Here is a 15241-nt window from a genome sequence, read left to right on the forward strand (position 1 = left end):
GCTGGTCGCTTGCTTCTTTTTAATTGATTATTTCTTATCTTCAAAATAAGGCATTTTCTTCGCATAACCTGTTTTATTCTCTTGTCTTGCTCGAGCAATTGCCAAATCAAATTCCTCTACATCATTGGTAATCGTAGAACCTGCTGCAATCACTGTATTTGCCCCAACTTTTACTGGTGCAATCAAACTTGTTGATGAGCCAATAAACGCGTGATCTCCGACTGTTGTGCGGTGTTTATCTTTTCCATCATAATTAACAAAAACCACACCACAACCAACATTGATATTTTTCCCTAAGTCTGCATCGCCAACATATGTTAAATGACCGACTTTAGTATCTTCTGCCACTGTCGCATTTTTAATTTCCACAAAGTTCCCCACATGGACACGTTCACCGATTTCAGCTTTCGGACGAATATGAGCAAATGGACCGACATCCGCATTTTTGCGAATGATACTTTCTTCAATCACAGATTGTGCGATTTTTACATTATCCTCAATCACGCTATCAACGATTTCAGAATGTGCACCGATAAAGCAATCTTCACCGATCACTGTTTTCCCTTTTAAATGCACGCCAGCTTCAATCACCGTATCTGAACCGATCACAACTCCTTCATCAATATAAGTTGAATCAGAATCAACGAATGAGACACCATTTCTCATATGCATTGTATTTAAACGGCGGTGCATGATTTTATTCGCCTCAGCTAAAGCCACACGATCGTTGATCCCCATCGCTTCTTCAAAATCAGCCATTTGGTAAGCAGCGACGGTCTTACCTTCTTTTTTAAGGATCTCAATAATATCTGTTAAATAGTATTCCCCTTGTGCATTGTCGGTATTGATTTTAGATAAGGCATTAAACAAGGCTTCATTATCAAAACAAAATGTTCCAGTATTGATTTCCTGAACGCGCGCTTCTTGTTCTGACGCATCTTTTTGCTCCACGATTTTTTCAACAATGCCTACATGATCACGTATGATTCGACCGTATCCAGTTGGATCTTCAGCATGAGCTGTTAAAATCGTCGCACTGGCGTTTTTCCCTTGATGATAGTCAAATAGATTCGCTAATGTTTCAGCGGTTAATAACGGCGTGTCGCCTGTAATAACAAGGGTTGTACCTTTTTTACCTGCTAAATGTGCTTCTGCTTGTAACACCGCATGACCTGTTCCTAATTGTTCTGCTTGTAAAGCATATTGGCTACGTTCGCCTAAATGGCTTTTGATTGCTTCTGCACCATGACCGACAATTGTCACGACTTCACTTGGATTCGTTTTTTCTACTTGGTCCATGATGTGTTCTACCATTGGTTTTCCAGCGACAGGATGCAACACTTTATAAAGTTTCGATTTCATGCGTGTTCCTTTACCGGCAGCGAGGATGATGACATATCTGTTTTCCAATTGCTTCACTCCTAAGATTTGTTTTATGTTTAATCGTTTATTTTCAATTTAAAATTGCGCCATGTTTTAGTTTAGCTTACTCTTTATGGTTTTTCAACTGAACCAATTGCTTTTTTGCTATACCAATTTATAATTTTTCGTGTTTGCGTTATAATAAAGGAAAATTATGTTAGCGGGGTGATAATATGATACCAATTCAAAAAAACGTATCTCATTCAAAAGCCCATTCAGGTTTGGAATAATAAAGTGCTTTGGTTGTTGAAGGATTGCCTTTACGCAAAGTACTTTGTCACTTGAATGATAGAGAGGAAATCCATTATGAATACAAAAATACAACCATATCAATTTAATTTTATTAGAAAACAAGCCAATATTTTGCTACAAGCTCATTTATCTGTAAATGATAAAAATACGGTCAAAACACTGCAAGCGATTGTTCTTGAGAAAATCAATGAGCAATTTGGTTCAGATAAAGATACGTTACAACCATTATTGGAAGGTTTCTTAGAAGCAGCAACTTCTAAACCTAGACTGGAACAATATTTGGAAGGATTAAAAGAAGCGGTTATTCCATTTGATCCGCCTTCAAAACAACAACTGACAAAGCTCTTTAAAAAGACAAAGAAATTGAAAATCCCAGAATGGGAAACAATGGACTTGAGAGATTATACTTTTTACAGCTGGAATGATAGCGGGAAACAGCAAAAATTTATTATCGCTTCAATTGACGGACAACTAATCGGTGTTTCCGGAACGATTTCTCCTACGACTCAAAAAGGTATCTGCCCGATTTGTCATGAAACGTCAGAAGTTTCGATGTTTCTGTCTAAGGTGAAAGAGTCTGGCGATGGGATGTATACGAAGCGTGGGAATTATATTTGTTATGATAGTGAAAAATGCAACCACAATATCGAGCGTAGAGAAGAATTAGAAACATTTGTTCAGAATGTGAAATTTATGAAGTAAAAAAGAACCTTAAAAAGCACCGTGGATCTCAGCCACGGTGCTTTTTTAACATAAGCTACAAATTTTTACTCTAAACAAGCGGATCAACTTATTGATTTTTATCTTGTTTATTTTTCTTTACTTGAACAGCTTTCTTTTTTTTACGAGCTTTTTTAGCTTCTAGTTCCTCTTTTTCTTTCCGTTTACGTACAATCCTGATAATGTAATATACACTCCCAACAATAACAATCGCACCAGCTATACTCATGGCAATCAAGACCCAATTTTTCCCTTTTTCTGGTACCAAACTAACATCTTGCTCGTTGAATTTATTCGCATCTTCTCGAGTGATCTCAAATTCTTCTGTCCATTCCCAGCGCTGATCTCCTGAAGTGACCAAGGTAGTTGCTACATAGGTACCTGAGACCATTCGTTCCCCATTCATACTGATTGGAAATTGAATAAATGAATTTGGTGCCATACGCATTCCCGTCTGTTTCCGTTCAAACAAGACAGCGTCTCGTCCTTTAGCTGTAATTTGTGTTTCTACTGTCATCTCATTAAGAAAAGCAGGAATAATATTGGAAAAATCAACAAAAATAGTATTCCGATAACTATTTTGACCCGCAAATACTTGATTAAACTTTAAATCAGGCGCTAATTCTTCTTCTGATTCTTGTAACAATAAACCAATCACATACGCATATTGATTAATAATATGCGATCCCCCTTGGTTGGTGACATTTTCATCTTGATTTGCTTTCATCAGTTGGATACCTCCAGCGATCACACCTTCGATACCCGTTTCTGGAATTTGAAGTTTTAACTCAATCTTTTTCGTTTCACCAGCTTCTAACTCCACTTTTTCAGGTCCAGTTACCAAATCGACAAAATCATATTTTAGTGATTCATCATTGTCGATAGTTGAATCCCCGTATTCAATCACACCGTTTTGATTGGTTTTCGCACCATTTAAACTAACATCGATCGTTACTTTTTCGGCACTGGGATTACTCACCGTGATAGCAAGTGTTTGTTCTTGACCCGGAGTTACCTTCAGTTTGTAATAGCCGATGTTGTCTTCCATTTGATTTTCTGGGAACGTTAAACTATAGGTAAAGCCTGTAGCTCCAGCAATATCTTCGCCAGATTCAGCATAAGCTGACTTGGTAGGAACTATCATTGATAGTGTTAAAAATGTGATCCAGGTAATAAATAACATCAGTTGTCGTTTTTTTAGCATTCGAATCTCCTCAGATCTAATTATTTTATATGTATTTTTTTACTAAAAAGGGGCTAGGACGTAACTCCTTGAGTTAGACCTCAGCCCCTTAAATTCCAAATAAAAGGTGGTTAAAAACAGCGACTCTGCTTAAGCATAGTTGAAATTATTGAGCAGCGACAACTTTCCAAGTGACCTTGGCAGTATAATCACCAATCGCCATATTTGAAGCTGTGGCAGCTGGTACTGTTAATAGTATAGACTCATCTGCTGTTGAATCTGCACTGTTACCAAAGGCCATGATATAACGTCCTTTTCCTTCTTGTTCTTCTTGACTAGCAGTTACAATCGTTTGCGCACCACCATCTTCTGTCAGTTGGAAATCAGAATTAATGGTTGATGGAGCATTATTTGTATTATCACCCTGAGCTGTCATAAACCCATTACTAAAGTCAATCGTTGAGCCATTTAGCGTATTTGAACTTTCCCCAGTAAATTGTTGCGTCATTTCCGCAGTCAAAGTGTAACCAAACATGCCTCCAGCACGAATATCACGCCATTGAACAAAGTTTCCACGCGTACCTGCTTCACCATAATTCATTGGAGAGGCAAATGTTTTCACTTCGTTTGCAGATGTTTTAATGCTGCCAAACTCTAAGCTACTAACACGTTCAATCATCAAAGGACCAATATCTGGATTAACAATTTCATCTGGACCATCTGGATCGGGTTCTGGCAATGTTTCATCTGGATTCTCTGGGTCCACGGTATCAATTTCCTCGTCAGGATCGGTACCACCTTCTTCCACTTTTACGCTCCCAATAGAATCCAATTCCTCCGGTGCAGCAACTGCTGCTGTTGGTGCTAAAGCACCGATTGTTAGTGCAGCGATGATTGCTGCTGATGATAGTGATGTAAATTTCATGTTGTATTTCCTCCTATTAGTTGATTTTTTTTATTTATTTGATAATCTGGATGAAACCAGACGTACCACATGATTAAGGTAACTCCGCTAAAATCCACGTGAGTTCTGTTGTGTACTGTAAAGGATGAATCTTTGTTGCGTTGGGAACAGTCAAACTGATCGCTGAATTACGATACGCTGCTTTTCCCGAAAATTCATCCATGATTGCTTGCCCCGAAGAATCTAAGGCTGGAGTTAGAGTATTTTCTATCTGGTTGCTATTCGTTTGCGAAGCACCAAAAGCAATTATCCATACACCACGCCCGTTTCCTAGCGTTGCAGTTGCTAACTCGTATGCTGTATCCATTGTCTGAAGATCGATTGGATCGCTGGTTACTTTTGGCGCTTGGCTTGTTCCACTACTGTTGGCCCAGCTTTTATCTAAAGATAATACAGCTCCGTTTAATTCTTGTTCACTTGCTTCTTGAATCGTGGCATTTCTAAATTGATAATTTTGTTTCACTTGAAGTGTCCAGCCTGTAGACTGCGTCCGCTGGTCGGTCACTTGGATAAAACTACCTCTTGGATCCGTATCTCCTAAAAATTGTTGCGCAAATGCAGTATAGATACGGTTTGAAGCTGCTAGATCAGCTTGACCAAAATGAAGTGTTGAAACAAAATCAATACGCAAGGTACCTTCCGTTGAAGGGCTCTCGCCTGGATCGACAACTTCTTCGGGATTTTCAGGATCTATAGGGGGAGAAATCGAATTGCCTTCCACTGTCACTGTACCCGATTGCTCCAACCATCCAGAAGTTGCTTCGGCCTCAAACAAAAACATACTGACGGCTGACAGCAACAATACGGCACTAGCGGTCGCTTTCAAAAGTTGTTGTTTCATCGCTCCATTTCCTCCTTGGTCCACTTACGTAGTAAAAATAACAGCAGCAGAAGCAATAGGAGTCCTATGCCAACAAAACGGAACTTTCCAATGATCTCCCCAGTACTCGGCAAGTTACCTGTTGGTTTTTTTATTGCATCTAGATCGTTATTTTCTGAGGATTCAGAATCAACGGGCGGATTGGTCTTTTCTTCTTCATAAAATGAAATAGTCCCGTTTGTTCGAACTTGTCCACCAATTTTTTCAGAAGCATTCACCGTTATAAAGGTAGCGCCAATACAGACTAGCAACAAGGAACAGATAGCGATGATTTTTATATACAGTCTCATTTTTCTCTCTCCTCTACGGCTGACCAGCCATTACTTTCCAGGTAATGACACCTGTATAACTGCCTGTATGAACAATTTCAGATGAACCGATTTCTAGTTTCACGCCATCCGTCCCATTCTCTGTTCCCCAGCTGTCACTAATATCAAAACGACCTGATACTCCTTCTTGATTTAAATAAACCATTTGGGCATTTGTGTCCAAGAGTGTTTCTTGCCCTTCATAGACGTAACGCAAAGCACTGCGCAGTTCTTGTCCGGTTTCATTTTTCATTGGAGAAGATAGTGCAGCTGTTAATGTCCAACCATTGCTATTATCTGCTCGAGTATCAGCAACAATCAGTGGTTGGTCAATTTCAGGGTCTTCCACACGTTTTGTTGTTGCATCATACGTAATAGAGCCAAAATCGATTGACTGCGGTGCAGAAACTAGACTTAGCAATCCTTGAAGCTTATATTGAACGGTCATTTCCGCTGCTTCAATTTTAAATGCCGTTTCATTGTCAGGTCGTTCACTTAGTTCATAGCCAGCACTTACTAGAGCAGCTAATTGCTCAACGACTGCTTGTTCCTTCGTCAAATCAATCTCATCACCAACTTGCGTTTCTATTCTAACCGTATATCCAGGGAGCAATTGCTCCAATTCATTAATGAATTGGACAGTTAAGACTGCCTGTTTGGGAACTTCTTTATACACATACGTTACGGTGATTGTTTCTTCCGTAAATGTCCCCGTCGCATTTAAAGGTTCTTCTACCAGTTCCCAACCTTCGAAATTTTTGACTTCCGTAATGTATTGTGTTCCTACTTCGCCTGTCATCGTTTCACTTGCTAGTAAAACACCATCAATTGACTGGTATCGCACTTCCACCGTACCTTCTGCCACTGGTATATCGGAAGATTCAAGAATAAAGGCTAACGATGCACTAGAACTGTCTGGGGTGAACTCAAATGATGCTTCATCATATCTACCATTTGTCGTTATAATATTTTTCACAGTGTAATTTGATGTCTCTAACAAACCTCCAGGGATTGCACTTTCAATGACTGTCGGAACATCGATTATTCCTGGTAGCATTTCTTCTGGAAAAATAATCTTGCCACTTTCGTCAATATAAGAAACAGTTATTTCTGCCTGTTCATTTTCATAAATAGTTGTTCCTTTAGCAGATATTCTTTTATAATCATTAGATGTCACACTTACGTTAAGCATCATCAACCAACTATCCGTTGTAGAGACTACTTGTCCCTGTTGTGAATACCTCGTAACATTTTCTCTAACTATAAGAGGCTCTCTCCAGAAAGGTTCTGAGTTTCGCCAAATACTGATGTTAGCATCATTGATTGAAAAAGAAGATGTAGAAGATATCGCAAGTAAGTTAGTAGCAGCGTTACTTCTAATGTCTAGACTTCTAGGATCATTAATAGATATGCTCGTTCTCGTTCCTGCAAGGTTTATCAATGTATTTAAGGACACATCTGGTTCATCTTCATCTCCGTCAGCACCATCATCTTCATCTCCGTCTCCTCCTTCATCGGGTGAAACTGGGATTCCTGGAATGATATTATTATTTTGATTTAATAGTAAGACATTCATTTTTCCTCCAGTTTCTGTTACTAAAGAAGTATCACGCCTACGAAAGTGAATCCCCATCTGATTTGACGTATACACATTCAATTCTCCGCCAGATAAAATAGTGTATGCTTGTGGTCGACCATTCGCTGCACTTTGGTCACCTAAAGGAGCAACCCCACCATTTTGATTCTGGTAAAAGTAATTTACTTTCGCCCCTTCTTCAATAGTATAGGTCCGAAAATGTCGGAAAACTGCAGGTTGTGAAGCATTTACGTTGTTTTCTCTATAAAAATTAACTCTTGCATCCGTTTTTACGCGAAATTCTGAATTCGTACCAGTAACTGCTGCGCCGCTAACATTTCGAGGAAACCAAACGGCTGCAAGGTTGCTATTAAAAACTACGCTCGTATAGTGAGCATTTTCTTCAACGACGAAACTTCCTAAGGCAAAATTAGATCTTCTAGTTCTAATATAAGTATTTCCTTTTAACGTCACTTCAGAACGTCTTGCATCGACCGCTCTCCTGGATCCTGATATTGTTGTATTTTCAAGCAAGATTCGCCATCTTCCGCCAGCTACAGAATCGTTTGCTCGGATAAAATCTGTAGAAGTATTTGAAAAAGGAATCGTTATGTTGTTAAAATGAAAGGTTTTTTCAATACCCGAACTCAAATTTCCAAGCATTACACTATTACTATTAAGAGATAAGGTAAATCCGTTACCGTTGATTTCTAAGTTTTCCGTTCTCGAAGCAAAATTATTTGTCCCTACAGAAGAAATATCCCTCATTAAAATTATTTTAGTAATTGAGTTATTTGATATCGCTTGGACTAACTGATCCCACGTATATACTTGAAAATGGTCGCTAAATTCCGTATTATACAGTTCTTTTTCTGAAACTAAATCCTGATTTTCTTCTTTAAGATCCGCTTCAACAGTTTGTGTGGGAGTGTTCTCTTCTTGATCAGTTGTCTCATCAAATGATGGATCTTCGTCAGATTCCAAAGCAACAATAGCTAAACTTGCTAATTCTTCTTGCTTTCTATCATCAAATAATTTGAGCATATGCGTTTCACTAGATTGTGCTACTAACGCAACGTTGACAGAGTTTTTAGAAACGGGAACATGTATCCTCAATTCTCTAGACGTTTCATCCCAATCAAAAATAAATTGCTCACTCGATAGTTCTTGTTCCTGAATCAATGCCTCTTGAAGTCGTGCATCAAAGGTTATTCCATCAGGGATAACAAGGATTAATTTTCTTTTAGCTTCAGTTTGCTCATTATTTGAGTTAGAAGATTCTTCAACATCTAGTTTTGCTAAATCCAGCGGCACTTCTTCTCCCACTTCATCACGCTCGTCGTTGATTTGTAGGTAAAAAGACTCATCCACTATAATTTCATCTTCTAACACTTCCATAGAAACCGATGCTTTCGCAAATAAGTTTGTCGCAGAAAAATAAAATTCACTAACTATCGTCAATCCAAGAATCAAGAGTATAAAGATATTGACACTGAGTAATTTCTTTTTATTCATTTTTCTCTACTGTCCCTCCTTTCTTGCCTCTTTAGCTGCTATACTGCATCACCTCCTTTATAAAACTACTTTCGATATTAGAATCAAGTAAATAACCAACTGAACGAACCGTTCTAAGTATTTTAGGATTAATGCCGTGATGACTTAGTTTATTTCTAATGTGAAAAGCTAAGTTGGATGTTCGGTATTTTCTTATTGAATTATCGCTCTCTCTATCTTCTGACCAAACACATTGATAAATTTCTTCATATGTAAAAGCTTGATTCATTCTGGTCGCTAATAACGACATCATTTTGTATTCTAAACGCGTAAGACATACTTCTGCCTTGTTCGGCAGTTTCATGCTACAATTTAAAGAGTTCAATTGTAGTTGATTTGACGGATTATTATTTGTGATTGATTCGTCAGATATTGGATTCAATAATTCTAATGTGTTTTCAATCATGGCAAACATTTCCTCATTAGATATCGTTGCATCCAGATTTCCTAAAACCCCCAATTCCAAATTCAAGTTTTTACTCATCGGCTGTTCTGTCTCATTTCTAACCCAAATAGGTAATGAGCAGTGTCTTTTGATTGTTAAAATCAACTCTAAAACATTATTTTGATGCTCATCATTTGTCGTATAAATAATCACACCATGAATATTGTCTATGTGACTTAATAATTGCTCTACATCTTTAAAATAGAACTCGGATACTTTGATCGATGTTGGTGTACTATAATTTGCAGCATTATAAATGGCTAAATTATACATCTCTTGTTTCCTCCTTCATTTTTTTATCTACCAAAAAGATAGTCTATCTATTATTTTTTCACAAACCAAGTTTGTCCCAGGTAGAGACAAATACCAAAGCCCTATAAATTAAAGAATAAAAAGAGTACATATTATTTTTCACATCTTTATTTTATTTTTTTATAAGAATTACATGTGTTTTATCAATATTTTTATCCCTTTTTTCTCTCAGTGGAGAAAAAACTAATAAATTTTGTCTGTTATTTTTGCTATGATTTTATAAAGAAATGATTTAGGAGGAATGAAAATGAATAAAATTGGATATAACTTACTAATTGATGCCTCAACAAAACGAAAAATTACAGTATTAAACTTATTATTAGAGTCGGATCTTCCTTTGTTGATGTCGGAGCTTGCACAAATCTGTAAAGTTTCTCCAAAAACGTTACGGAGAGATGCCCAATCACTAGTAGAATTATTTCCCGAATCGGTTGTATTTGAGAACAGTTCTTTATTTTTAAATACTGCCGTAGATATCAATCCAGTTTTGAGCTACATTGAAGACGAAGTGAAAAACAATATTCTTTTTTCAATCGTTGAAGATACGTTTTATGGGAGGAGTGAGACAATTGACTATCTCTCAGAAAAATTTTTCATAGCAGAGTCTACGCTGCGTAAGCACCTTTCCATTTTAAAAGAGGTTTTAGATGAGTTTGATTTAACTTTGAGTCTTTCGCCGATTGAAATACTCGGTGACGAAATAAATATTCGCTACTTTTATTTCCATTTTTTTGAGCAAGTCGCTGACTTTAGTCACAATAGCTATCCAGAACAAAAGCAAGCAGATCTTTATGCACTTTTAAGAAATCTGACCCATACATATGGTTTAATCCTTAATGTTGATTACCACCGTTTGATCCGCTGGCTGGCAGTTAGCGAGCAACGTATCAAGCAAAATAAGCTAGTTTATCTTAAACAGGAAATTCACGAAAAATATGCTAAAAATGACGTATTTTTAGTTTTAAAAAATGCCATAAATCAAACACTGAATGCCAATATTTATAGTCGTATCAACGATGCTGAGATTATTTTTTCTTTTCTTATTTCACTTGATACGATTGTTTACGATGAAAAAAGCTATTTTTTACCAAATAGCTTTTTAAGTGAAATGGAATCTTTTGAACATCTAGCGACCGAATTTTTTCAATATTCGAATTTAAGCTATTCTTTGAACGTTGAATTAAAAGCGATTATTAAAGCGTTTCTAGTGAACGAACAAGCGTTGCAGGAACTTTCTCCACTATTTCAAAAAAATAATTCTGATTTTAAACTACTAATGGAAAAAAAATACCCCAAAACGATCGCTCTCTGGAACGACATTTTGAAGAATCATGATGATTTTTTGTATAAAGAGGATTTAGCGGCAAGTTTAACCTCACTCACAGAAGCCAAAGTCAATCGCAGGAGCAAAGTGCTTTTTGCCCTAAGCGGTACTTCTGCGGAAACGACTTATTATAAATATCTAGCGCATAAATATGTTCCTAAAACAGCGGAACTGTCTTTTATTTTTAATCAACCAATTGATAATAATTTAATTGAGCGGTTGGATATCGATATATGTATCTGTAATTTCCCATTGCCTCCATCTAGCTTGAATTGTACGTTTTTCAAGTTCTCCAGCGTTCCTTTAGATCGAGAATGGGACATGTTAGCGAAAAAATTAACTGCTATTTAGTTGATATAGACCACAACAAATGACAATGAAAATCTAACAAGCTATCATCAGGTATTTAAACCATCTTGCTCACCAAAGTTAAAGATGGTTTATTTTTTTGATTAAATTTCAATACGATACCCATAATTCTTTCAATGGATACAGCTACTAATCATGAGACAGCTTTTTTTAAAAGAGATTTAGCCAACCATCTCACATAGGTTATCTTTTATACTGCATCTGAATATTGTTTAACTGCTTTAGAATATCGCTATTCGGATGACTTTTTCCATTTTCCCAATTTGAAATACTTTGTCTCGTTACGTATAGTATATCTGCTAATTCTTGCTGCGTTAAATTTAATTGTTCCCGTTTCTTTTTCACGTCTGTACTCATTTTCTTCTCCCTACTCGTCATAATATACACTCATTATAGAGCTTTTTTTTTATAAAAAACAATATCAATTTTGAATTGTTACAATTCATTTTTTTGATAGTTAATATGATGAATGAAGCTCAATGGACAGCACATATATTGACGATTACATCTTAGAAAAACTACTTTATTATGAGTTAATTCGGATTGTTTGACAAAGTTCCACTCTTTTGGTTTAATAGTTTAAACCAACGAACGATAAAAATAAAAAAATAGGAGTTTACCTATGAATAAAATGACTGAATTAAAAGAAAGCTTTGCCGCGCTTAGTCCCTTTTTAACCGCTTTAGGTGACGAAAAACGCCAAAAAATCATCCTTCGACTTATGGAAGATCAAGCTTGCCAAGGATTGCAAGTTCCAGATTTAATTGAAGCATCCGGCTTATCAAGACCTGCTGTTTCTCATCACTTAAAAGTATTAAAAAATGCCAATATTGTTGATTATCGACGAGAAGGCACGAAAAATTTCTACTATTTAACCCATGAATTAGGAGAAATCAATCAATTGAAACAGTTAATAGAACAAATCATCGATTTTACGGAAAAGAGGAAATAAATTGAAGAAAGTATTGATCGTAGAAACAAACGTCACTAGATATCAAGGAACCAAAGAACCTACAGGCTTATGGTTAGGTGAATCTGCTGAGTTTGTAGATGAGTTAAACAAAGCTGGTATCGCCTATGATTTTGTCAGTCCAAAGGGCGGTTTTATCCCATTAGACCCTAGAAGTATGAAATACACGGATGAATCGATCTTAAGCGTGTACGAAGATCCAGATTTTGTTTATCGAGGATTAACGAATACTTTAAAACCAGCTGAAGTAAACACAGATGACTATTTTGCGATATATTATACTGGCGGACATGGTGTAATGTGGGATTTTCCAGATAATCAGGAACTACAAACAATCGCTAAAGAAATTTATGCTCACAATGGCTATTTAGTTTCCGTTTGTCATGGTATCGCAGGTTTATTACATATTAAGGACGATAATGGAAATTATCTTATCGCAAATAAAGCCATTACAGGTTTTACAACGACTGAAGAAATAATTGCTGGAAAAAAATCTGTCGTCCCTTTCTTAAATAAAGAGATAGCTGAAAAAAATGGTGCGACTTTTAAAAAGAAACGTTTTTATAAAGATTATGCTATAAAAGATGGACGAATCATTACTGGACAAAATCCGTTTTCTGTTCGTTCCGTCGCAAAATTACTATTGAATCAAGTAGATTTAGGAGGAAATGACCATGCAAACAATCTTGGGAAGTAATGGACAAATCGGGCAAGAACTCGCCAAGGAGTTGCACAAAAATTTTACTACAGATCTTCGCTTAGTGAGTCGTAGTCCTAAAAAAGTTAACGAAAGCGATCAACTTTTTCCAGCCAATCTACTTAATTACGAAGAAACAAATAAGGCGATCATCGGAAGCGAGATTGTCTATTTTACCGCTGGACTTCCAATGGATAGTAAAATGTGGGAAGAACAATTCCTCATAATGATGGCAAATGTGATGAAATCTTGTATCGAAAATCAAACAAAATTAGTTTTTTTCGATAATACGTATATGTACGCCAAAAATAGTGAACCTCAAACAGAAGACAGTCCCTTTCGACCAGTAGGCAGAAAAGCAGTTGTACGAGCAAATATGGCACAACTGTTACTGGATAAGATGAACGCTAAAGAAATAGATGCGGTTATTTGTCGCGCGCCAGAATTTTATGGCCCTGGTAAGACACAAAGTATCACGAATACCATGATTTTTGAGAACATAAATCAAGGGAAGAAGCTTCGAGTTCCTCTCAATGATTCAAGCTTACGGACACTTATTTGGACACCAGATGCCAGTCGAGCAATGGCTTTGATTGGAAACACCGAAGATGCTTACGGTCAAACATGGCACTTACCTTGTGATGATAGCAAAACTTATTCTGAAATAATCAATTTTTCCGAACAGATTTTAAAGAAAAAACTTCCGTATACGGTTCTAAAAATGTGGCAATTTAACTTAGGGAGTCGGTTTAGTCATCAATTGAAAGAATTAAAAGAGCTGCTTCCGCGCTATCAAGAGGATAATATCTTCGTCTCAGATAAATTTAAAGAGCGTTTTCCTGAATTTAAGATCACGACAATGGAAGAAGGAATACAGCAAATTGTTTTATAGTTGTTTGTTTTTTCTAAATTAAACGAACTTAAAATATATAAGAAAAGATCTAGAATTGGACGTTCCCATTCTAGATCTTTTGTCTTTTAACAGATGTTCATTAAGCTAAATAAGTCGTAGCCATTTCTTTATAAATATCTACCATTTCCAAATAGTTATCGACATCCACATATTCATCCACTTGATGCGGTGTTTCATTTCCTGGACCAAAAATAATCACTGGAAAAGCTTGTTTCCCTTTGGTAAATTCAGCCGCATCTGTCGTTCCAGATACACCAACCATTGGAATATCCACATTGACTTGTTTTTTCGCTACTTGTTGAGCGATTTTTGCGATATCGGAATCTTTTTCGCTTTTCACTGAAATTTTATTGGCTTCAATGCTCAATGTTAAATGATAGGTATCTTTTTGGTTTAGCTCATCGATAAGCTCGTTCATTTTTTTGATAACAAGATCATTGTCATAGCCAGGAATTGTTCTGATATTCCCTTGAAGACTCGCTTCACTTGGAATGCTGTTGATTTGTTCCCCGCCGGAAATCATCGTTACATTATAGATAAAGTCTCCCAACACTTCATCTGTATGGATTTCACTGCGGAATAATTGGTTGGCTCTTGAATAGAAATCATTCAAATGATCTATTGCATTTACACCTAGTTGGGGCATTGAGCTGTGAGCATTCTTGCCTTGGGATTCTACTTTAAAATTAATCGATCCTTTATGCGCATAAACGATACCAGCATAGCCGGAAGGTTCACCGATCACCATTGAGGTCACATCATCGACATAACCTTCTTTGGTTAATTGTTCCGCTCCTAATTCACCAACCTCTTCACCAACTGTAGCGATCAAACGGAGGCGTCCATTGAATGCAGCATTCTCTTCTTTTAATTCAATCATCGCGATTGCCATAGCGGCTAAACCACTCTTCATATCACAAGTGCCGCGACCATACATTTTGCCATCACGAATTTCAGGTTTAAAAGGATCAGAAGTCCAATCAGCTTCATTCCCTGCTGAAACAACGTCCATATGTCCAGAAAAAGCTAAGACTTTTTCGCTATTTTTATTGCCAATCTCAACAATTAGGTTGTCACGGTCTTTGTCATATTCTAAAAAGCTTGAGTCAATCCCGTGTTTCTTGAATAGTTTGCTTAAATACTCAGCAACTTCTTTTTCGTTGCCGTTGACTGATTTGATTGCGACAATGTCTTTTAAAATTTGTACTTTTTCTTGGTTTTCCATGATGTTGGCCTTCTTTCATTTAATTCATCCAGATTTTAATAACTTATGTGTGGAAAAAACTGGATAAAATTGCTTACAGACTAACTATACACCTAATTTTAAATTTCGTTAACTAAAAATGGTTATT

General features: G+C 36.7%; 14 protein-coding genes. 5 read left to right on the top strand and 9 right to left on the bottom strand.

Translation table 11 applies throughout. The annotated features are described in order from the left end of the window. Positions 1–27: 27 nt before the first annotated feature. Entirely contained in the window at positions 28–1410 is a 1383-nt protein-coding gene (gene glmU, locus JZO69_RS12685) for a bifunctional UDP-N-acetylglucosamine diphosphorylase/glucosamine-1-phosphate N-acetyltransferase GlmU (RefSeq protein WP_207113240.1), read from the bottom strand. A 318-nt stretch (positions 1411–1728) separates the two neighbouring features. Between glmU and JZO69_RS12690 the strand changes: the two genes are divergently transcribed. Then, positions 1729–2376, top strand: coding sequence for a FusB/FusC family EF-G-binding protein (locus JZO69_RS12690; protein ID WP_207113241.1), 648 nt, complete (start codon positions 1729–1731; stop codon positions 2374–2376). A gap of 88 nt (positions 2377–2464) precedes the next feature. Here the strand turns inward: JZO69_RS12690 and JZO69_RS12695 are convergent, their stop codons facing one another. The 6 genes from JZO69_RS12695 to JZO69_RS12720 all read right to left on the bottom strand — a co-directional run bounded on the left by JZO69_RS12695 (position 2465) and on the right by JZO69_RS12720 (position 9577). Next, on the bottom strand, positions 2465–3598 hold the full coding sequence (locus JZO69_RS12695) for a WxLIP family cell surface protein (protein WP_207113242.1): 1134 nt from the start codon (positions 3596–3598) through the stop codon (positions 2465–2467). A 145-nt stretch (positions 3599–3743) separates the two neighbouring features. After that, complete coding sequence (locus JZO69_RS12700; RefSeq protein WP_207113243.1) at positions 3744–4502, bottom strand: WxL domain-containing protein; 759 nt, start codon at positions 4500–4502, stop codon at positions 3744–3746. 73 nt (positions 4503–4575) lie between these two features. Further along, positions 4576–5382 (bottom strand): WxL domain-containing protein, encoded by an 807-nt coding sequence (locus tag JZO69_RS12705; RefSeq protein ID WP_207113244.1) that lies wholly within the window; start codon positions 5380–5382, stop codon positions 4576–4578. Next, the gene (locus JZO69_RS12710; protein WP_207113245.1) at positions 5379–5711 is read right to left on the bottom strand and encodes an EF2685/EF0750 family sortase-dependent surface protein; all 333 of its coding nucleotides are present in this window, start codon (positions 5709–5711) and stop codon (positions 5379–5381) included. Before JZO69_RS12710 ends, JZO69_RS12705 begins: the two co-directional genes overlap by 4 nt. Before the next feature lie 13 nt (positions 5712–5724). Further along, the gene (locus JZO69_RS16670; protein ID WP_242586816.1) at positions 5725–8820 is read right to left on the bottom strand and encodes a MucBP domain-containing protein; all 3096 of its coding nucleotides are present in this window, start codon (positions 8818–8820) and stop codon (positions 5725–5727) included. Between the two features lie 31 nt (positions 8821–8851). Continuing rightward, positions 8852–9577 carry a response regulator transcription factor gene (locus JZO69_RS12720; RefSeq protein WP_207113246.1) on the bottom strand — a complete coding sequence of 242 codons (726 nt, stop codon included), beginning with the start codon at positions 9575–9577 and terminating at the stop codon, positions 8852–8854. A 286-nt stretch (positions 9578–9863) separates the two neighbouring features. Here JZO69_RS12720 and JZO69_RS12725 point away from each other — a divergent pair, with 286 nt between their 5' ends. After that, positions 9864–11291, top strand: coding sequence for an AcpB/EbpR/MafR family transcriptional regulator (locus JZO69_RS12725; protein ID WP_207113247.1), 1428 nt, complete (start codon positions 9864–9866; stop codon positions 11289–11291). A gap of 201 nt (positions 11292–11492) precedes the next feature. Here the strand turns inward: JZO69_RS12725 and JZO69_RS12730 are convergent, their stop codons facing one another. Then, entirely contained in the window at positions 11493–11666 is a 174-nt protein-coding gene (locus JZO69_RS12730; RefSeq protein ID WP_207113248.1) for a helix-turn-helix transcriptional regulator, read from the bottom strand. Positions 11667–11931: 265 nt separating this feature from the next. Between JZO69_RS12730 and JZO69_RS12735 the strand changes: the two genes are divergently transcribed. Genes JZO69_RS12735 through JZO69_RS12745 form a run of 3 tightly spaced genes read left to right on the top strand, consistent with a single transcriptional unit; the run spans position 11932 to position 13868 of the window. Continuing rightward, positions 11932–12261 carry an ArsR/SmtB family transcription factor gene (locus JZO69_RS12735; RefSeq protein WP_025870372.1) on the top strand — a complete coding sequence of 110 codons (330 nt, stop codon included), beginning with the start codon at positions 11932–11934 and terminating at the stop codon, positions 12259–12261. Between the two features lies 1 nt (position 12262). Then, positions 12263–12976, top strand: a complete 714-nt coding sequence (locus tag JZO69_RS12740; protein WP_207113249.1) for a type 1 glutamine amidotransferase domain-containing protein — start codon at positions 12263–12265, stop codon at positions 12974–12976. Beyond that, positions 12954–13868: an NAD-dependent epimerase/dehydratase family protein gene (locus JZO69_RS12745; RefSeq protein ID WP_207113250.1), complete on the top strand. Its 915-nt coding sequence runs from the start codon at positions 12954–12956 to the stop codon at positions 13866–13868. Before JZO69_RS12740 ends, JZO69_RS12745 begins: the two co-directional genes overlap by 23 nt. A 100-nt stretch (positions 13869–13968) precedes the next feature. Here the strand turns inward: JZO69_RS12745 and JZO69_RS12750 are convergent, their stop codons facing one another. Continuing rightward, a complete protein-coding gene (locus tag JZO69_RS12750) occupies positions 13969–15114 on the bottom strand; it encodes an ArgE/DapE family deacylase (protein ID WP_207113251.1) in 1146 nt (381 codons plus the stop codon). Positions 15115–15241: the final 127 nt, after the last annotated feature.

This window comes from Candidatus Enterococcus ikei (assembly GCF_017316105.1).
Lineage (GTDB): Bacteria > Bacillota > Bacilli > Lactobacillales > Enterococcaceae > Enterococcus_L > Enterococcus_L ikei.